We start from the raw sequence: 18,350 nt of genomic DNA, 5'->3' as shown, positions 1-18,350 counted from the left end.
TTTAGCAATCTCGCATCTAATAAGAAGCTGGCAATACCGCTTTTACGGAACACGACATTATGGCCACCATCCTTCCAGCGTTAAGCACTATTACCCGAATGACCAGCGGCGAACGTCGCTTTGGTCAACGGCTAGAAAGCCTTCTGGAAGATAACTATCTAGTTTGGTACGACATACCAATTGGGCGGCAGCGCCGTTATCCGGACTTTATTCTGCTATATCCCAGCCGTGGACTGCTCTTTTTAGAAGTCAAAGATTGGAAAATTGACACGCTGCGCTCGATGACGCCAGAACGGGCGGAACTTTTCACAAACGAAGGGTTTAAAACCGTTAGCAACCCTTTGCAACAAGCTAGGCAATGTTCATTTGCCGCCATTAACCAATTGGAACGAGACCCTCAGCTTACTCAAACCAACGCACGCTACCAGGGTAAACTTTGCTTTCCATACGGCCATGGCGTTGTATTCCCTAATATTACTCGCCGCCAGTGGGATCAGGCTGTCAGCGCAGAGGAGCAGGAACGCATACTCCCCGCCCATCGACTTATATGCAAAGATGAAATGCTATCCACGACCGACCCAGAAGCGTTTCAGCAGCGCTTGTGGGATATGTTTGAGTACAACTTTGGCGGGGAGCTAAGCGTACCGCAAATTGACCGGATTCGTTGGCAACTGTTTCCAGAGGTACGCATTGACTCGCCAACTCAAGATCTCTTTGACGCCGAAGAAGATACCCAGCACGCTATTGACATGATTCCGGATGTCGTACGCGTAATGGATCTTCAGCAAGAGCGGCTGGCACGCAATATGGGCGATGGCCATCGAGTGATTCATGGCGTGGCGGGCTCTGGCAAAACATTGATCTTAGGCTATCGCTGCCTGCACTTGGCTCAGGCGGTTCAAAAGCCGATGCTCGTGCTGTGTTTCAATATTACGCTTGCAGCGCGATTGCGCCAGTTCATTGCCGAAAAAGGCATTGCGGAAAAAGTGCAGGTTCACCACTTCCATGAGTGGTGTAAGCGGCAGCTTGATACCTACGATATCAAAACGCTGCCTGGCAGCCAGCCCGCTTACGAAAGGCAAGTAGAGAGCGTGATTAACGCGGTCGACGAAGGGTGGATTCCGCGCGCTCAATACAGCGCGTTAATGATTGATGAAGGCCACGATTTCGAACAGGCCTGGCTAAAGCTTGTAGTACAGATGATCGACCCCACCACCAACTCGTTATTACTTCTCTATGACGATGCTCAATCAATTTACCAGAAGCAGTCTTTAAAATTTCCGCTCTCTACAGCAGGCATCCAGGCTCGTGGGCGAACGACTATCTTAAAGCTTAACTATCGAAATACTCGGGAAATTCTGACTTTCGCCTACGACTTTGCTAAAGACTTTCTGCAAGCCCAAGATGCGGACGACGACCATATCCCGTTGATTGAACCGGAAGTGGCTGGTGTTAACGGCCCCACTCCCGCCTTTCGTCTGCGCCACAACAAAGAGGACGAAGCACGCTATATCGCTCACTGCGTGAAACGTTGGCATGAAGACGGCAGCGAGTTAAACAGCATTGCCATCATTTATGCCCACAACGCTCAAGGTAAGCGCTTTCATAGTGCTCTACAGAAAGCAGGCATTCCTAGTCGCTGTCTCCAGGATGCTGCCTCCAAGCGGGAGTATGACCCCATGGCCGATGAGGTAGTGCTGCTTAGTCGACAAAGCAGTAAAGGGCTGGAGTTTGATACTGTGCTGCTATGTGGCGTGGGTGAACTTGCCGACAATGAAGAGCGCCACGCCCAAGAGACTCGCCTATTGTACGTCGGCATGACGCGCGCGCGCCGTCGGCTCTTGATCACCAGCAGCAAATTAAATGCTTACACGGAAAGGTTGGCAGCTCTGGACTAAGGGGCATTCTCCAACAAATACTCAGCCACCGCTTTATAGGCTGGAAGCGAGGTGGATGAGCTCACAACTTCTTTAGGTCTGTAGATACAGATTGTTTAGCAACACTGTGCTTCGTCAGCCTTGAAGACGCTACCCGACTCTCCCGGGATCAATAATGGAGATGCCTAAATGCTCGAAGTCTTTCACATTGCGGGTGGCAAGCTGGGCGTGGTGCTGCTGACAAATGGCGGCGATTTGAGCATCAGCAGAATGCACTACCCGGCCTGAACGCTCGCTGTCAGCAACTAAAGTTGCATAATAGGCAGCGGCTACTTCATCAAAAGGTAAAATACGCTCAGTAAAGTCTTCTTCAAACATCTCGGCAGCTAGCTGTGCAAAGCGCTGCTTACGATTGCCATCAGGCAGACGTTCAATACCGTAAAGAATTTCGGCCACGGTAATAGCGGTTATCGTGACGCCGAGAGGCTCCTCAGCATTAAGCCAATTTACTACCCTCATATTGGGCGCCGGGCGCATCAATTCCGACAATATATTGGTATCAAGAATAATCACGACTCAAAGTCCGTGGCCCTTGGTTTTTCCTCACGTCTTGGCAACGCTAATTCCAATTCGATCTCAGCGGCAAAACGCTGATGTATACGACTTCCCAACCCACCCTGTTGTGGCTTTACTAGCGCCTGGCGAAGAATCACCCGCACCTCTTCTTCCATAGAGTGCCCATGGTTCGCCGCTTGAACACGGAGCTGCGCTTTGAGTTCATCATCCAAATTACGCACCGTTATAGTTGCCATTTTCACACTCTCCTTAATGCTATCACTAACATCATTGCTAGCAATAATAGCACGCTATGAAAATACTCCTTGATTCTAAAGCACCCAGAGACGCAAACGCCCGGCTAATATGGCCGGGCGATGTGTTAAGCAATAGGCTCTACCAGCTATATTTCACACTGCCAATCACACTGCGGGATTCGCCGTAGTAGCACCAGTATTCACAGCTGGCCACGTACTCTTTATCGGTAAGGTTATTAACGTTGACCTGGGCCTGCCAGCCGTCGGCAAACTCGTAGCCCACCATGGCATCAAGCAGGGTGTAGCTATCTACCTCAGTGTTGTCGGCGACACTGGTGTCAACGGTACTGCCTACATAACGCACGCCACCACCCAGCGTAACGCCATTTAGTGCGCCGCCAGTGAAGGCATAATCCAGCCAAGTGGAGGCTTGGTGACGAGGAATTAACGGCGCGCGATCATCGTCTTCCAAGCGAGAGTCGGTATAAGTGTAAGCCGCGGTGACTTTTAGCGCGTCGGTTAGATAACCAACCCCTTCCAGTTCAAAGCCTTGTGAAGTGCGCTTACCCTCTTGTACCTGAAAGCCCGCTGGGGAGTTCACCAGCGTGTTGCTCTCTTCCAAATCAAACAGCGCCGCGGTCACGTAGCCATCCCAACCAAAGGGCGCCACCTTCACACCGGCTTCCCACTGGCGGCCTTCACGAGGCTCGTAGAGGTCGCCCGCATCGTCAACCCGGCCCAACGGATCAAATGACTCAGTGTAGCTGATATAAGGGTTAACACCGTTGTCTCCCAGATACATAGCGCCACCCGACCAAGATACTTGATCATCATCTGAACGCTGGGTCGTTCCCGCCGTTAGGTTACTATTTTCGGTTTCTGCTTGGTCATAGCGCACACCGCCTAGCAGCACCCAACGGTCATCAATGCGCAGTTGATTTTGAGCATACAGGCCCGTCTGTTCTTTATCGATTTCACGGGTAAGCAGGTCATCCGCGCTCACCGGCGTGTAATTGCCATAAGTGGGGTCGAAAATATCGATGGGATCGCCGAACGGGAAAGGATCCGCTTCTTGGCCGCTCACGCCGAGGTTTTGATAATCCACCCCCAACAGTAGCGTGTTTTCGGTGCGGTCAGAGTACCAGGTACCCACCATACGGTTATCGACCGTCCAGCTATCGATGGTGCCATCGCGGTAGACATGCCCACGGGCTGCCTGCCGCTCATCGGCCATAAAGAAGGCGTAGGTGCTGCGTAGTTCTAAATCCAGCTCGCTGTAGCGCAAATCCTGCTCAAAACGCCAGGTATCGTTAACGTTATGGCGCAGTTCGTAGCCTAATGCCCACTGGGTGCGCTCATCTTTATCGTAACCAGGCTCACTGAGGTTGGTTTGTGGGTCGACACGACCAAAGGGCGTGTTCTCCACAGTGCCATAGGGCAGCTTGAAGGAATTCACCGGGACGCCATCGTCTTTTTGCACGCTGGCCAAGAACGTGACGGTCGTATCGTCGCTGAAGTCTACCGCCAGGCTCGGGGCAAAGTAGTAACGCTCGTTATCCGTGGCATTTAAATCGCCATCGCGCTCTTTATAGAGGCCCACTAGGCGGTAGCGTACATCCTCTGACTCGCCCACCGGCCCGCTGGTATCGATGCCTACTTGGCGGTGATTGCGGTTGCCAAGCTGCAAATTGACCTCACCTTGGGGTGTTTCGGTCGGGCGCTTGCTCACCGCATTAATCAAACCGCCGGGAGGCGCCTCACCGTACAAAATAGACGATGGGCCTTTGAAGACATCCACTCGCTCCAAGCCGAAGGGCTCGGGCAGCCACTGATAAAACCCCTCGCGGTAGATACGCAGGCCATCCTGGTAAGTGGACTGGTCAAACCCGCGCACCTTGAACCAATCGGTGTTGTTGTCGCTACCGAAATGACCCGACAACACGCCCGCACGGTAGCGGAAGGTTTCATCCAGCTGTTGAACGTTGCGGGTTTCCAGCTCTTCACGGTCAACGCTTGAAACTGGGCGAGGGGTTTCCACCAGCGGAGTGTCGACCTTAAGAGCAGTGGCCGTAACGACAACGGTGTCGTTGGAAGTAGTCTCTTCTTGAGCGTAGGCGGATGCGCAAAACAACACCGCGGTAACGGGAATCAGCGCGGAAATTGAGCGCGCCAAGGGGCGACGAGCAAACGGCAGACGAGGCATGGTGTAAGTCTCAGTTGGAATTAGGAGCAAAGAAGAAGCAGAGCAATAAGCATCATGATAATCGTTGTTATTAGTATTCATGATAGCGCTTTTGAATAGTTGCTTTCAATCGCATTGTGCGGGGTTTTTAACGCTTCACAGTGCTTATAAAAATGAGCGGGTGTTTACGAGGTAGGCAGTTAAGTGCCTTAGGTAAGCTCAACATTCAAATGGCTAAGTGGCCATTTAGGTCTTTCGGGGCTGAGTAGTGCGCGGAAATCTGTTGCCGAAAGCGGTTTACTGAACAAAAAGCCTTGGGCCCCATCGCAACCTTGCAACGTGAGCTGATCCAGCTGTGCTTGAGTCTCAACGCCTTTGGCAATGACCCGTAAGGCCAAGTTCTGACCAAAGTTGATAAGGGCCTTGATGAAACTAGTATTTTCTAAGCTGTCGAGCATATCATTAACAAAACAGGGAGCGATATTGAGCGTGTCGAGAGGAAAGCATTTCAAGCGCTTCAGGCTGGCACTCCCCGAGCCGAAGTCGTCAATGGCAATGCGTATGCCTAGTTGACTCAACTCAAACAGTGTCGCTATTGAAGCGTCATTTTCATGATAAATAAGGCTGCTTTCGGTCACCTCCAGTTCTAGAAAATGGGCTTCTAACCCCGTCTCAGACAGTATCTCGGCAATATGGGCAGGCAATGACTTATCGCGCAGTTCTATAGCCGACATATTGACAGCGATAGGCACGATCTCAACGCCCTGCGCTCGCCATGCCTGTAACCGTCGGCAAGTCTCAAGCAGCACCCAGTGGCCAATGGGACCGATAAGGCCACGGGCCTCTGCGATGGGCATCGGTACCGTGATCAGGATAAAGGCTGATGCCGATACTGGTGGTAATGCGCAGTTCGTGGGGATCGATTCGATAGGGTGCAGCCAACACACGAAGCATTTTTTCTGCCATCCTTACGAATCATCACGCAATCCATAGCGAGCCCGACAATGCGGTTACCCTCCATAGCACGCTGGGCAGGATTAGTGGCGGTAAGGAATGTGTGACTATCAACGAGGACAAGCACCTCGGCCAAGGGCTTACCCAGTGCATCGATACTCAACCAACCGGTCAGGCTTTCAGCGACACGGTTCAGGTAGGTAACTCGGCACGATAGGTCAGTCGTTATCACGGCATCGCCGATCGAGTTCAATGTCGCCTGAGCCCACTCCGCTGCATCCTGCAGGGCAGCTTCGGCGTTATGCAATCGCCTGTCTATATGATCCTGCTCGGCGATATCCTTATGTGTTTGCACGACACCTTGTCGGTAGTTAGCGCACAGTATGGGATGCTCCCGTTTCATTGACTCGCTCCTGACTTTATAACGGGAGCCTCCCCATTTAACAAACTGAGAGGAATCTTTTCTTGGCTATGAAAAAGCCGGTCTGAGCTTGAAGGTTTGAAAATAGAAGCGCTGCGCTCCTTGCAGTGCAAAGTGGAACATCCTGTATCGGCATATCCATTGCCTCACTCTATGCATCGTTACACGACCTCTCTGTAACTGATTGTACGCTCGCGTACATGAGGTGATGAAATGAACAAAAAAAACCTACTTTTAAACCATACGGTTCGTGTTATCTCATTATGGTGATACACCTGTATGTTCGATAGCGTACAGTCTCTACTGCGTAACGCTCTATAATTAATCGATATGCATCTAGGCTTTTGATATATAAGAATATTGTTACGTATAACGGTTACCCCACGTCGGCATTCTAATCATAAGCTGCGCGACAGCCAGCCATAGAGAGAGGGTTCTATGCTAAAAACTGAAGATTTGCAGCAGAATGCTTTGCTTGGCCTGCTGACCGAAGAAGAACTAATCTCTTTATCGCCAAATTTCGAGAAGGTGACGCTTACATTGGGTCAATCGCTGTCTGAATCAGGCAAACAAATGAGCCATGTCTACTTTCCTCTTGATGCCATCGTTTCACTGCTTTGCGTAATGGAAGATGGCGCCTCAACGGAAATCGCTGTGGTGGGTTACGAAGGTGTCGTTGGCGTATCGCTGTTTATGGGCGGTGAAACGACGCCTAGCCGCGCGATCGTTCAAAGCGCGGGGCAGGCTTACCGGCTCAAGGGCCAACTGCTTAAAAACGAGTTTTATCGCGCCGGTTCTATGCAGCGCCTGCTGCTGCGCTATACCCAAGCCTTGCTAACCCAGATGGCGCAGACTGCCGTATGCAACCGTCATCATAGCCTTGATAAACAATTATGCCGCTGGCTGCTGCTCAGCCTTGACCGGCTGCGAAGCAATGAACTGCTCATGACTCACGAATTGATCGCCAATATGCTGGGCGTTCGTCGTGAGGGAGTCACTGAAGCGGCAGGCAAGCTTCAGCGGGCAGGCCTGATCTCTTACAACCGGGGACATATTACGGTAACCGACAGGCCAGGCCTGGAGGCGCGCGTGTGCGAGTGCTACTCGGTGGTCAAGAACGAGTATGACCGCCTGCTCAATCATCATGCCGTAATGTGAGCGCCCAAGCCGGCCCACTCACCTAGCGTAAAACGCATTAGCACGTTGTGTGCGCTAGCGTGCCGACGCTTAAATTACCCAGGGTTAATGTGTAGGGCTACCGCGACAAGGCCTGATAGCGGTAACACTACAGCCGACATAAAAATGACAGAGAGTGTCAGTGTGCCGTTTGTCAGGTTCTGTTAACCGGAGAGGCACATGACGTCTGTTTTTCACGTTGCTGATGCCAATCAGCTACTGGCAGGGCTACCGACTACAGAGCGCGATGCTTTTATGGCTGCCTGTGAAACCATTGAGCTCGCATTTGGCGAGGTGCTGGCCCACCCCACTAGGACGATCAATCACGTCTATTTTCCCATCGATAGCTTCATTTCACTGATCGCCATGACCGATGCTGACAACCAGCTGGAAGTCGCGATGGCGGGGCGAGAGGGCATGCTGGGCATTTCCCTGGTGCTAGGCATCGAAGAAGCACAGCTGCTCGCGGTGGTTCAAGGTGCAGGGTCGGCCCTACGCCTTAACGCTGCCCTCTTTCAACAGCTACTGCTGAACAGCCCGGTATTACATCAGCGACTGAAGCGATATATCTATGTGGTAATGTGCCAACTGGCAACGTCTGCGGCCTGTAACCATTTTCATCAAATTGAAGCGCGCCTAGCCCGCTGGCTGTTGATGAGCCAGGATCGCGCAGGTACTGATCAACTGCATTTGACCCATGAATTTCTGGCCATGATGCTTGGGGTCAGGCGTGCGGGGATTACGCTAGCGGCAATATCGCTACAAACACGCGGCCTGATTAGCTATCACCGTGGTGAAATTACAGTGCTTGATCGGCCAGGCCTAAACGAGGCGTCCTGTGGGTGCTATGGCGAGGATTGTGCGCTTTACGCCAGGGTCTTACCGTTATTGTAAGTGGACAATTGGCATCTGCCTTGAACGGCCACTAAACGTATTGTGTTGGTTTTGTTTTGATATAGTTTAGTGGCCTACGCATTCAGTAATATTACCCCTGACTAGCGCACATTTTTGTAAGCCACTCCCCCTTTCATAATTAGCATAAGCTGCTCATCCGGCTTTGTAAGGACATTGATATCATCCAAAGGGTTGTCTTTGAGCACGATAATGTCCCCTCTTGCGCCTGGAATAATCTCGCCAAAATCGCCTGTGTGCCCATAGGCGTCGGCGGCGTGGCTGGTGGCTGCTCTTCAGCAACGACGACATGAGTCCAGCGGACTATGAATCGAGGCTACGACCAGCCGCTTAAAAAAGTGTCCGGAAAACTGTTGCCAGATCAATAAAACGTGATCAATAAATTACGGACGGTAATATTTGGAAAAGTAGGCACTAGCTCCCAGCATTACCGTCAGGCAGCAGCAGTTGAGCCAACTCGGCCACTGTCTGTAAGGCTTCATACCAGGTGGCAGGCTCATCATGATAAACCAAAGGCCCGATAAAACGCTCGTAGCGATCCTGATGAATCGGATTGACCTGTAAGCACCCAAGGCCATATAGCAGTTCATCTGCTGGGTTGGTGACAAATTCCGCATGCTGGTTGCCGAACTGAACCACATCCGTCTGTATTACCGCCTTTACCAACCTACGTAATGCGGCCACCTGATATCCGCCGGATGTTGCCATGTGAAGATCGTAGACGTGCCTCACCAGGGTTTCATCGTCTTTTCGAGAAGGGTCACGATTCACGTGAGCCGTGCGACGCAATAATGCCACCAGCTTCTCGCTGATCGTGGCATGTAAGCTAACCACCAGAAATGAAACTACCTCTGGGGGTAACTTAAGAACATCGGCATATAAAGAACTGACAGAGCACAAAACGGCGGGCTCATAAAGTTCTGATGCTGTGACATCTAGCTTTAAGCCAGGTCTAAGCGCTGAAATGTTTCCCTCAGTCCGAGGGTAACGAACGGTAAACTCTGCATACCGGTACTCGTTACGCTTCACGATCCCATCAACGGGATCAAGTTCTAGAATATGAGAGCGGTTAATGATTGCCTCTATCTCGGTCAGCACCGCCTTTCTGGCTGTCTTAAGCGCCGTCTTAGACATGCCCGCTACTACCTCATCGCGAGGCACTAGCTTGATATCAATATCCTCTGACATACGGAAAAGCTTGAGGTGGGCTTTTGCTAGGCTGGTGCCCCCTGCGAATACTAGCTCAAACGTTTCCAAATGCAGCTCAGCAAGCAGACTCAATAACAGGACGGCATACACGTCTTTTTCCACAATAGCGGGGCTGTCGATACCCAGCGCATCCGCCACATCGGGAAATAATCCCGGATCGATACTCATGGAGAAGCTCGCTCGATACCCAAGCGATATTTGCCGTAGGCAATCTGCCGATTAAATGGGCCTTTTACTTTGACCACCACTCGCGCAGGAATTTGTGTGCGGCCGGCCTGATAAGCCTTTTCTGCACTGGCTTGCTCCCACTGAACCCCTAGGCGATTCAATGCCTCTTTGGCAGCCTGGTCAAAGCCACCGGGCGCCGCAATCATTGGTTTGCCAGTGATACGGTTTTGGCGCGCTTTGGCGTATAGGCCCTTTCCAATACGGACTAATCTACCCTGCGCTTCTAATTGCCGAAGCACACGGCCAACTTGGTCATAACCACCCAGAGCAGCGAAATCATCACGTAGAAATACCATCCGCCGACTTTTGCGAATTTTGTCACGAATGCGTGACTCAAGCGTTTGAGTGGTCATGTAACGCCTCCAGCATCTGGATAATGATAGAATTTCACTCTATACCTTCAGACTTAAAAACACAAAAACACGACATCAAAAAAAATATAAAACTTATTTTTAATAAAAAAATCAAACAATTATGACTTAAATAAAAAATAAAAGCGCCGCACATCCTCTGCAGAACACCTCCTACTAGCGAGCCGATTAAAAGCAAGCAAGGTGCTGATACGGGAGCCTGCGAAAATCCGCATGGCATCGGATCAAAAAAAGTAAGAGCAGTGTCGCTCGGGTTATTTACTTTTATCGATGACAGAAAGAAGCTACCTGATACTGGTTTACCCCAAGAGCGCGAAGAACAGCTTAACGCCCGCTCAAAAGGCCGCTCTGAAAACACTGCCCCACCAACTGAAGGCGGAGATTTCCGAATGAGCATTTTTGACGAACTGCAATCATCACTACAGGAAGTCGTTGAGATCAAACAAAGCAAAGCGCATGCCAGCCGCCTCACACGCCATGAGGTGGCTGATGTAAAGGCCATTCGCGCCCAGCTACACGTCTCTCAGGCTGAGTTTGCCGAGGCTATGGGAACCAGCGTGGACACCATTAAAAGCTGGGAAACCAAGCGCCGTAACCCAACGGGGCTCGCCGCTAAGGTACTGGCGACGATTCAGGACAACCCCTCTTTTTACAATGAGCTTGCTTCGCACTAACGCTTATTCTATGAATTCAGGATTCAAAGACTATCGCAGCCCATTACAGTGCAGGTAATGACACATGGAAACGAGTAACGCGCCCCAGGTTCCGGCCACCGTGCCAACGATGACCATCGAACGCTTCTCGCAGCTCTCCGGCCTAGATGAAGGAGTGCTTCAAGGCCACATCCGCCGCGGCTGCCTCCTCACCATCAAGGTTGATCGTTACACAAGATTAACGCCGAGCACGTATCAAAGAAAATCGGTTAAAGCGTCGAAACCAGACATTACCTGATGATGAGCATTTGAAAATAATGTTGGACACGTTACTTAAAAGGATCACTGTTCAAGAGTGAAAAGGAGGCAGGGGGCGACGCTATCAAGTTTTGAAAAGTGCGGTGACGAACTTCAATAGCTCCTCAGCGTAGATTTACAGCAGCGTATGCCAATCCAGCTTATCTACAGTTTTCAATTATCCTCTATGCTGCCACGGTGACCCGCATTTCCACATGTAAGCCAGCTGCAGCAGCCATGTTCACCAGAGCATCCAGGCCGAACAAAGAGATCTTGCCACGCATCAAGTCGGAAACACGCGGTTGCGTGACACCAAACAGTTTGGCTGCTTGCGATTGATTCAAGCCAGCACGGTCGATGTGGTCTTTAAGAGCCATCATCAACGTTGAGCGTAGCTTCATATTTTCAGCTTGCGCTGGCGTGTCTTCAATGGCGTCCCACACACTTGCAAAGCGCTCATTGCTCATCGTTTATACTCCTGCGCTAGTACCCGGTAACGTTTTTCAGCCAAATCTAGGTCACGCTTGCTGGTCTTCTGTGTCTTCTTTTGAAAGCAGTGCAGCACATAAACAACATCACCGAATTTGGCCACGTAAATAACCCGAAATACACCGGCAACATCTCTGACCCGTATTTCCTTGACGCCCTGCCCAACGGACGGCATAGGCTTCCAGTCGTCCGGCTCACGACCATTTTGAACTTGGTCTAGCTGGTGACCTGCCTCGCTCCGAGCCGACGCTGGAAACATGCGCAAATCATCAAGTGAACTACCCAAGAATTCGATAGGCTTAGGTGCTGTGGGATTCGTCATGTCTCAAACATACAATATTTTATATAAATCTACAATTTTCCTAAGGGCCAACGCACGCACGTTCTACGCCACAGCTTGGCAAGCCACTTCGTTATTAATGGCGGCAACTTATTAACATTGCAGAAAATTTTAGGCCATCAAAGCATTCAAATGAACATGCGATGCGCGCATCTTACACCTGACCACTTAAAAGAAACGGTAACGCTCGGCCCGAAGGTATTCGGTTGACGCTTGATTGACACTTTGAGGAAAAGTATAGCGAGGGAGGGAATTTTGAAGTGTAAGTCATTGAAAAGTGGTGGGCCCAGTAGGACTTGAACCTACGACCAAGGGATTATGAGCCGTGTGAATAGCGTGCCAACAATCGCCTTTGGTCGTTTTTTCAACCATTTACCTAATACTTGCCTGCCTCTACTCGCCTATATTCTGCACCAGCGTTGACACTTTTTGGTCATTCAAGGCTTCTTAGATACTTTGTACACAATTATCCTTTTAATCACACCATCTACTGTTTCTATGGAACGAATATCAAGACTTAGCTTACCACCTCCTCTATTGTCATACGCCTCATCTAGAGACCAAGTAATTAAATATTTCTCAGGAGAGCTTAAAAACTCATCTATTTTAAAAGAATATGTTTTCGACATGCTATCAACATACATTCTACCATAACCCGTTAAGGTATTATATTTAGTTACATTACCAACTATACCCTCTTGCAAATCACTAACAACATCATTAAACAAGTACTCGCAAGTGTGTTTATCAAAATGAACTAGTTTTTTTCTTGAACTTCCAACATCAATAGTTACTTCTTCATTTTTCTTTATTGGCCTGTGCATTTCTTTTAAAGGCTCTTCTAAGGCCTCGTGCAACTGCCCGATAATGGGTTCTTTTCTTTTTAAAAGTTGCCTAACACGCTTTGTCTCAGGTTCGGCATTCTTCCCTGCAGCGATATTAAATGAATATTTAAGCATGTCATAAAAAACATTTGCAGTTATCCCACTGGCTACTGCTGTAGCAAGAGGATAAGCTTCAAAAATTTCAACAAAGCTTCCTTTCCTAGAAGCTTTTCTGTAAATAACAATGCCTTTCATAGCTGTAGCTTTATAAATAACCTCCTCATTTACAAGCACATGTGCAACTATACTAATTGCTCTAGAAAATCCATTTAAAGATTTAGAACCATCGTATAAATCACTTAGCCCTTCATCATACATCCCACCTTCATATGTAGTTTTTATCTCGAACCCCATACTCTTCCCCTTTTATTACTTCAATTTTCTTATTGGCATGATTTATACATAGTCTTTCTAAACGAACTTTACTATCTTTACATACAGCGTTCAAAATTCTGTCCCTTCGCTGTCGATCTGGACGTTCATGGCTAGTGTCATCCAGTTCTAACACACAGTAGATACGAAAGTCTTCTTTATGACACATCACATAGTCAAAATGCCACTGAGACACCTGCCTAAAAAGTGCCTTATACTCCTTTGTCCAAGTGTGATATTTCCTGGCATTCGGTTTTAAAACATCAACAACACGTACTTGAGCAAATATATAATACTTATCCCCATAAGCACGCTCTAAAACCTTGTAAACATCTCGCTCTGTCGGAGACATTAAAAAGTCGTTACCTGAGTACGCTCCTCCTTGTCTGAGCAGCATTTCAGATAACGACTCTGAGTTCATACCAGCTTCTTTTACTTCAGGCTCTTTTCTCCTATTTTTTGAGCTACCTTTTTTCTTATTTTTACCACTGACGCTATCGTCTTTTACCCCTTTTAAAAAGGCATTAAAAAAAGACTGCCATGCTTTCTCCCAAAAAAACAGCTCCAAAAATTTAAGCGCTATAATTCCAATCACAAATGTAAACAATAATGGTGGCAAGGCACTCAGTATATTCACATCTAACATCTTTCCCTGCCCCCTTTATCCACAATGCCTTCCCCCTGGATACCATCTATCCACAACCCTTTGGGCTAGTTGGTACCCGTCCCTGTTTGCTTCAACTCGCGGCGAGCCCTCTCTATTTCGGGGCTTACTTGTCCGCAACCCTCGTCCGTTTGCCCAGTCATTAGCCAGAGTGTGTACTTCGGCCATTGCTGGCAAATAGCTTCCAAAAGATCGCCTTTAGGCACCCTTCCTGTTTGCTCAATACCTTCTAATGTTTTCTTTGCAATTCCAATAAGTTGCGAAAACTCTCCTCTTCCTGAAGTTTCCACTTCACGAATTTGACGGATTTTTTTAGCAAGCTCGCTTGACATATACTCAACTCTGAGTAACCTTAGATATGAGTGTACTCTACTTTGAGTACACGCTAACAACACCCAAGCCCAGATTTTTGACGGAGTGTTGACAGCAATAAGCCTATCACAGCCCATTACAGTGCAGGTAATGACACATGGAAACGAGTAACGCGCCCCAGGTTCCGGCCACAGTGCCAACGATGACCATCGAACGCTTCTCGCAGCTCTCCGGCCTAGATGAAGGCGTCCTTCAAGGCCACATTCGCCGCGGCTACCTCCCCACCATCAAGGTTGGTCGTTACCGCATGATCAACGTGGCTCTCCTCAACGCCCAATGCCTGAACGCGGAGGAATGGTCATGAACGCCCTAGCTACTAAAGCCAATCAAAACGGCTCTATTTACACGTTAGGCGCCTTTAAAGCGCACACCCTAGACGTGATAGGCACTTTCTACGCCGCCTCTCTAGAGTGCGATGGCCGCTTCTACCGCGGTATCAATCAATATGGCTCTGTTAGCCTTCATGTTCGCCCTGACGGCTCCATCAAACTCTTCGTCCCAACCGATCACCTGCTCGCTCTCGATCTGTCAGGCGTCACCCCTGACGACTTGATGGGCCTAGATGATTGCGACGGCCAGCGTTACCGCATCCGCTTTGCTGACTACGACGCAGCATTTGCCTTCCTGGCACTGAACTACGGCGTTACCGACGCCCCAGAGAACCCCACAAGCACTACCCAGCACACCGCTGAGCCAACGCGCACCAAAGAAAAGAAAATCACCATTTCCATGATGGTAGAGCCTTCGCTCTACGAGGAAGTGAAGGGCTTAGCTGAGCTAAAAGGCCGCTCAGTCGGCGGCCAGATTCGCCACGCCATCAAGCAAAACCTACGACATTCAAAACATTTGCTTCCTGGCGCACCTATCCACACCCCCACGGCTAACGCGCCCACCGTTATCCACAACGGCCTTTAGCCCTTTTGGAGTTATCCACATGAGTAAAAAACAGCCCATCCGCGTGTTTCTCGACCCTGAAACACATAGCCGCCACCTCATCCAGGCGGGCACCAACGGCCTGACCTCCTCAGCCCTATCAGAACGCCTGATTGAGTACGGCCTTGCCCAACTGGAGAGCGGCGACAAAGCACCGCTGGAAGCCCTTTCCCGTGCGGCCTCCCCCGCTCCCAATGCCAACGAGGCTTGATCTATGTCCCCCTGCCCGTCATCCGTCGCCCTTCGGTCGCACGGCGTCCTTAGCCAGCAGCGGACAGACTGTCAACCCCTTTTTGTGGGGTTAAAAAAGGGGTTGACCGGCTGGCCGATGTTGGCTGCCGTGCAGAAAGACCGAAGGGCAAACGGAGGGCGGGAAGGGGGATCCCCCTGCCTCGATTCCCGAGCTCTGAGGGAGCGGGGCCAGCGGTGCCTCCACGGCCGGGACTATGCACGCGCCGCCACCTACTAAGCCCAGGCCGAATACCTGGCGCTGGTACAAAACGGCGTAACACCTGAAACCACTGAGCTATCCATTCTCGCGGACTACTGCCTAACCCAAGCCGCCAGAATCTAACGCTAACGAAAAGGAACCACCACCATGATCAACACCATTCAAGCCCACGTTATCGGTGCCTCTCGCTACAAGATGGATAACGGCGTCCAGGGCGCCAAAATTTCCATCATGCAAGCCGCCTCTGCTGAGAACGAAAACGCTATCGGCAATCAGGTCAGCGTTATGACAGCGCCCTATGACATTTTCGACCAGCTCCACGCCGCTGCCCCGCACATGCCCTGTGCAATGGAGCTGGATATTGAACTCCGCACCTCCTCCGCGGCGGCCGGTGGCAAAACCGTGCTTCACGTCATCGCCGCCCGCAAACCCAACGCCACCGGCAGCCAGCCACAACCGGCTACCGCTAGCGATAAAAAATAGGATTCTGAGCCATGGACACTTCTGAACTCTCCGGTCTGTGGCTCCTGGTTTATTGCGTCGGTCTCGTACTCGCGTTCGGGATCGGCTCAATAAATGGGGGGCAACGATGAACAATCCAAGCATCACGTTTGTGGTTGGCTCCCTTTTCGCGTCCTACGCCCTCGGTTGGGTGTTTGGACATTCAATCTTGATCTACAAACGTTTTATGGAGTCTGTCTCATGACCCTTAACAACATCGTACACCACGTAAAACAAGCCGCTACCACCACACGCGGCAAAGTCGCTGGCGGTGCTGCTCTACTCATGGGCTCGGCAGTTGCTCACGCACAAACGGCCCCCACTGGTGCAGAAGCGGCGTTCAATGAACTTCAATCACAAGCCTCTGACATGGCGGGTTACGCATGGCCTGTCGTGGTAGGGGTGGTCGGTTCACTGCTCGCTATCGGCCTGTTCAAGAAATTTGCCAACAAGGCCACTTAATACCGCGTTACCAGGATCAACCAAGGGGCGGAAACGCCCCTTTTTATATAGCGAGGGGAACATGATTAAAAAAGCCGTTTTACCAATCTTAGCAGCGCCTTTTTTAATGGTGTTTTCTCAAGCCTCTCATTCTGCATCAGGTGTTTACTACCAAGCAGGCAGTAGTGGCTCGCCAGCATCTTCCCCTTCTTCTGCTTGTTCTTCGGTTGGCGGTTCGGGCCCTGCCTCTACGGCAGCGGGCCTTTGGTGTACGGGTACTAACAGTATGGGGAATACAATTTACACCCACAAAATCACTTCTGGTTCTTGTGATTCTACGGTTTCATACTGCAATACTGACCCCGATTTCCCATCACTATTAGCTAACAACCCTAGCCTTTTACCCAAAAAAACCGATGAAGAGTGCTCTTCTAGTAATGGTGACACGATAAATGTTAGCGCTTCATCTGCTAATTATTTAAATAGCGGTGGTTCTGTTAAGACGCATGGCGGTGCCTGCTCGATTACCTCTGCTGGCGGTGTTACTGCTTGTACGGGTACGGATGACAACGTCGAATGTTCTATTTCTGTAGAGTCATCATCAACGGGTGACTATGGTGAATTTACCGAGGATTCATCATTAAACGGTGGTTGGGGTGAAGGCGATGGCACTTTTTCAGTCGTTGATTTTAATACCCCTGAATATCTAACCCCCCTCCCAGGCGGCTGCTCTGACCCGTCTAGCTGCGTCACGATTGGCGACACCTCTTATTTAGTCGATTGGGACTCCGCGCCTGATTACTTCTCCTATGTCGATTCCAATGGAACGACTCACTCCAACCCTTCTGGTGGTGGCGGTGGTGGTTCTGGCGGTGGTGATCCCACTGACCCAGGCGGTGACACGGGCGGCGATACCGGTGACGATACCGGTGGTGGTGATTCAGGTGGTGACGCAGGTGGTGGTGATGATTCCGGCAATGATGATTCTGACGATAACAACGGCGGCGGTGGCTCCGGTGGCGGTTCAACCGTGCCGGACTTCGAGTTTGATGAATCCGGTATCATTGAGGCTATCGGCTCCGCTGGCCAATCCAACCGTAACGCCATTAACGCGCTCTCCAATGATGTTACCGGCGCGATTAGCGACCAGACCAACGACCTGAACACGGCGACTACTGCCCAGACCGATGCGCTCAAAAGCACGTTAAATAACCAAACCGATAGCCTGACAAGCTCACTTGACGACCAGACCGACACTTTAACCGGCTCCCTGGATGCCCTGGGCACGTCCATTGCCGATGCGATTAACGGCCTTGGTGCTGACGAGGGGGAAGGTGAAGGTGAAGGTGAAGGTGACCAAGAAGGCTTCTTTGAAGGCTTGGTTGACAGTCTCGCGGATCGTTTTGATAGCAAGATCGATGGGGCACTTAACCCAGACGGCATGCCAGGTGATTCTGAAACCGCGGGCATGATCGACGGTGAAGGCGCTGCCGATAGTGTCATGGAATCCCTTGAGCAAGGCGCCGATCAACAAAACACCGCCATTTATGACGAATTCGAAGGCTTTTTCGAGGGCGGCGGGGTTATTGATGGAACGCTTGCCCCCCTACGCGACTTCGTTACCTCCTTTCTTCCCAACCTACCTACCGGTGGCTGTACCCCGCTCACCTTCGGCGCGGGTGAACGCTCATTCACCATTGATTGTGAAGGCTTCAATTTGTTGAAGGCCGCGCTTTCCTGGTTGCTGTTCTTCTTTACCGCCTATCAGCTTATTTCCATCCCTATGGATGCCCGTAAGAGTCAATAGGAGT

General features: G+C 50.4%; 24 protein-coding genes and 1 pseudogene. 12 read left to right on the top strand and 13 right to left on the bottom strand.

Going from position 1 to position 18,350, the window contains the following annotated elements; translation table 11 throughout:
* Nucleotides 1–59: 59 nt before the first annotated feature.
* Nucleotides 60–1,898: a 3'-5' exonuclease gene (locus tag ACT3UM_RS20850; protein ID WP_498901986.1), complete on the top strand. Its 1,839-nt coding sequence runs from the start codon at nucleotides 60–62 to the stop codon at nucleotides 1,896–1,898.
* A 129-nt stretch (nucleotides 1,899–2,027) separates the two neighbouring features.
* Here ACT3UM_RS20850 and ACT3UM_RS20845 read toward each other — a convergent pair whose 3' ends face one another.
* The 5 genes from ACT3UM_RS20845 to ACT3UM_RS20825 form a co-directional block, all read right to left on the bottom strand.
* A complete protein-coding gene (locus ACT3UM_RS20845; RefSeq protein ID WP_498901985.1) occupies nucleotides 2,028–2,450 on the bottom strand; it encodes a type II toxin-antitoxin system VapC family toxin in 423 nt (140 codons plus the stop codon).
* Nucleotides 2,447–2,689: a FitA-like ribbon-helix-helix domain-containing protein gene (locus ACT3UM_RS20840; RefSeq protein ID WP_498901984.1), complete on the bottom strand. Its 243-nt coding sequence runs from the start codon at nucleotides 2,687–2,689 to the stop codon at nucleotides 2,447–2,449. Before ACT3UM_RS20840 ends, ACT3UM_RS20845 begins: the two co-directional genes overlap by 4 nt.
* Nucleotides 2,690–2,828: 139 nt before the next feature.
* On the bottom strand, nucleotides 2,829–4,892 hold the full coding sequence (locus tag ACT3UM_RS20835; protein ID WP_498901983.1) for a TonB-dependent siderophore receptor: 2,064 nt from the start codon (nucleotides 4,890–4,892) through the stop codon (nucleotides 2,829–2,831).
* Between the two features lie 188 nt (nucleotides 4,893–5,080).
* Nucleotides 5,081–5,728, bottom strand: a complete 648-nt coding sequence (locus ACT3UM_RS20830; RefSeq protein WP_498901982.1) for an EAL domain-containing protein — start codon at nucleotides 5,726–5,728, stop codon at nucleotides 5,081–5,083.
* Nucleotides 5,729–5,739: 11 nt separating this feature from the next.
* A complete protein-coding gene (locus ACT3UM_RS20825) occupies nucleotides 5,740–6,228 on the bottom strand; it encodes a PAS domain-containing protein (protein ID WP_498901981.1) in 489 nt (162 codons plus the stop codon).
* Nucleotides 6,229–6,684: 456 nt separating this feature from the next.
* Here ACT3UM_RS20825 and ACT3UM_RS20820 point away from each other — a divergent pair, with 456 nt between their 5' ends.
* On the top strand, nucleotides 6,685–7,404 hold the full coding sequence (locus ACT3UM_RS20820; protein ID WP_286902718.1) for a Crp/Fnr family transcriptional regulator: 720 nt from the start codon (nucleotides 6,685–6,687) through the stop codon (nucleotides 7,402–7,404).
* Between the two features lie 198 nt (nucleotides 7,405–7,602).
* The gene (locus tag ACT3UM_RS20815) at nucleotides 7,603–8,316 is read left to right on the top strand and encodes a Crp/Fnr family transcriptional regulator (protein WP_498901980.1); all 714 of its coding nucleotides are present in this window, start codon (nucleotides 7,603–7,605) and stop codon (nucleotides 8,314–8,316) included.
* A 101-nt stretch (nucleotides 8,317–8,417) separates the two neighbouring features.
* On the opposite strand, the pseudogene ACT3UM_RS20810 reads toward ACT3UM_RS20815, so the two are convergent.
* The 3 genes and pseudogenes from ACT3UM_RS20810 to ACT3UM_RS20800 all read right to left on the bottom strand — a co-directional run.
* Nucleotides 8,418–8,597, bottom strand: a pseudogene (locus ACT3UM_RS20810) (amidohydrolase family protein); the annotation flags it as partial.
* A 151-nt stretch (nucleotides 8,598–8,748) separates the two neighbouring features.
* Complete coding sequence (locus ACT3UM_RS20805) at nucleotides 8,749–9,711, bottom strand: nucleotidyl transferase AbiEii/AbiGii toxin family protein (RefSeq protein WP_498901979.1); 963 nt, start codon at nucleotides 9,709–9,711, stop codon at nucleotides 8,749–8,751.
* Nucleotides 9,708–10,124 (bottom strand): DUF6088 family protein, encoded by a 417-nt coding sequence (locus tag ACT3UM_RS20800; protein WP_498901978.1) that lies wholly within the window; start codon nucleotides 10,122–10,124, stop codon nucleotides 9,708–9,710. The genes ACT3UM_RS20805 and ACT3UM_RS20800 overlap by 4 nt, the downstream gene beginning before the upstream one ends.
* A gap of 407 nt (nucleotides 10,125–10,531) precedes the next feature.
* Here ACT3UM_RS20800 and nadS point away from each other — a divergent pair, with 407 nt between their 5' ends.
* Nucleotides 10,532–10,816: a NadS family protein gene (gene nadS, locus ACT3UM_RS20795; protein WP_498901977.1), complete on the top strand. Its 285-nt coding sequence runs from the start codon at nucleotides 10,532–10,534 to the stop codon at nucleotides 10,814–10,816.
* A gap of 64 nt (nucleotides 10,817–10,880) precedes the next feature.
* Nucleotides 10,881–11,093, top strand: a complete 213-nt coding sequence (locus tag ACT3UM_RS20790) for a hypothetical protein (protein ID WP_498901976.1) — start codon at nucleotides 10,881–10,883, stop codon at nucleotides 11,091–11,093.
* 184 nt (nucleotides 11,094–11,277) lie between these two features.
* Here the strand turns inward: ACT3UM_RS20790 and ACT3UM_RS20785 are convergent, their stop codons facing one another.
* Both ACT3UM_RS20785 and ACT3UM_RS20780 read right to left on the bottom strand, forming a co-directional pair.
* Nucleotides 11,278–11,559: a helix-turn-helix domain-containing protein gene (locus tag ACT3UM_RS20785; protein ID WP_498901975.1), complete on the bottom strand. Its 282-nt coding sequence runs from the start codon at nucleotides 11,557–11,559 to the stop codon at nucleotides 11,278–11,280.
* Nucleotides 11,556–11,903: a type II toxin-antitoxin system RelE/ParE family toxin gene (locus ACT3UM_RS20780; RefSeq protein ID WP_498901974.1), complete on the bottom strand. Its 348-nt coding sequence runs from the start codon at nucleotides 11,901–11,903 to the stop codon at nucleotides 11,556–11,558. The genes ACT3UM_RS20785 and ACT3UM_RS20780 overlap by 4 nt, the downstream gene beginning before the upstream one ends.
* 27 nt (nucleotides 11,904–11,930) lie before the next feature.
* Between ACT3UM_RS20780 and ACT3UM_RS20775 the strand changes: the two genes are divergently transcribed.
* The gene (locus ACT3UM_RS20775) at nucleotides 11,931–12,131 is read left to right on the top strand and encodes a tyrosine-type recombinase/integrase (protein WP_498902029.1); all 201 of its coding nucleotides are present in this window, start codon (nucleotides 11,931–11,933) and stop codon (nucleotides 12,129–12,131) included.
* A 227-nt stretch (nucleotides 12,132–12,358) separates the two neighbouring features.
* Here ACT3UM_RS20775 and ACT3UM_RS20770 read toward each other — a convergent pair whose 3' ends face one another.
* The 3 genes from ACT3UM_RS20770 to ACT3UM_RS20760 all read right to left on the bottom strand — a co-directional run bounded on the left by ACT3UM_RS20770 (nucleotide 12,359) and on the right by ACT3UM_RS20760 (nucleotide 14,173).
* Entirely contained in the window at nucleotides 12,359–13,159 is an 801-nt protein-coding gene (locus ACT3UM_RS20770; protein WP_498901973.1) for a DUF7946 domain-containing protein, read from the bottom strand.
* Nucleotides 13,131–13,823 carry a DUF2726 domain-containing protein gene (locus ACT3UM_RS20765; RefSeq protein WP_498901972.1) on the bottom strand — a complete coding sequence of 231 codons (693 nt, stop codon included), beginning with the start codon at nucleotides 13,821–13,823 and terminating at the stop codon, nucleotides 13,131–13,133. The genes ACT3UM_RS20770 and ACT3UM_RS20765 overlap by 29 nt, the downstream gene beginning before the upstream one ends.
* A 65-nt stretch (nucleotides 13,824–13,888) precedes the next feature.
* Complete coding sequence (locus ACT3UM_RS20760) at nucleotides 13,889–14,173, bottom strand: hypothetical protein (protein ID WP_498901971.1); 285 nt, start codon at nucleotides 14,171–14,173, stop codon at nucleotides 13,889–13,891.
* A gap of 137 nt (nucleotides 14,174–14,310) precedes the next feature.
* Here ACT3UM_RS20760 and ACT3UM_RS20755 point away from each other — a divergent pair, with 137 nt between their 5' ends.
* The 6 genes from ACT3UM_RS20755 to ACT3UM_RS20730 all read left to right on the top strand — a co-directional run bounded on the left by ACT3UM_RS20755 (nucleotide 14,311) and on the right by ACT3UM_RS20730 (nucleotide 18,346).
* Nucleotides 14,311–14,517 carry a hypothetical protein gene (locus tag ACT3UM_RS20755; RefSeq protein ID WP_027958595.1) on the top strand — a complete coding sequence of 69 codons (207 nt, stop codon included), beginning with the start codon at nucleotides 14,311–14,313 and terminating at the stop codon, nucleotides 14,515–14,517.
* Nucleotides 14,514–15,128, top strand: a complete 615-nt coding sequence (locus tag ACT3UM_RS20750) for a hypothetical protein (protein ID WP_498901970.1) — start codon at nucleotides 14,514–14,516, stop codon at nucleotides 15,126–15,128. The genes ACT3UM_RS20755 and ACT3UM_RS20750 overlap by 4 nt, the downstream gene beginning before the upstream one ends.
* A gap of 19 nt (nucleotides 15,129–15,147) precedes the next feature.
* On the top strand, nucleotides 15,148–15,357 hold the full coding sequence (locus tag ACT3UM_RS20745) for a hypothetical protein (protein WP_498901969.1): 210 nt from the start codon (nucleotides 15,148–15,150) through the stop codon (nucleotides 15,355–15,357).
* Nucleotides 15,358–15,744: 387 nt separating this feature from the next.
* Nucleotides 15,745–16,080, top strand: coding sequence for a hypothetical protein (locus tag ACT3UM_RS20740; RefSeq protein ID WP_498901968.1), 336 nt, complete (start codon nucleotides 15,745–15,747; stop codon nucleotides 16,078–16,080).
* 219 nt (nucleotides 16,081–16,299) lie between these two features.
* The gene (locus tag ACT3UM_RS20735; protein WP_498901967.1) at nucleotides 16,300–16,560 is read left to right on the top strand and encodes a major coat protein; all 261 of its coding nucleotides are present in this window, start codon (nucleotides 16,300–16,302) and stop codon (nucleotides 16,558–16,560) included.
* 265 nt (nucleotides 16,561–16,825) lie between these two features.
* The gene (locus ACT3UM_RS20730) at nucleotides 16,826–18,346 is read left to right on the top strand and encodes a hypothetical protein (protein ID WP_498901966.1); all 1,521 of its coding nucleotides are present in this window, start codon (nucleotides 16,826–16,828) and stop codon (nucleotides 18,344–18,346) included.
* Nucleotides 18,347–18,350: the final 4 nt, after the last annotated feature.

The sequence above is a fragment of the Halomonas sp. AOP13-D3-9 genome (genome assembly GCF_052379125.1).
In the GTDB taxonomy this organism is placed as follows: domain Bacteria; phylum Pseudomonadota; class Gammaproteobacteria; order Pseudomonadales; family Halomonadaceae; genus Vreelandella.
Note: the sequence above shows the minus strand (reverse complement) of the source record. Positions and strands in the feature narration are given on the sequence as shown.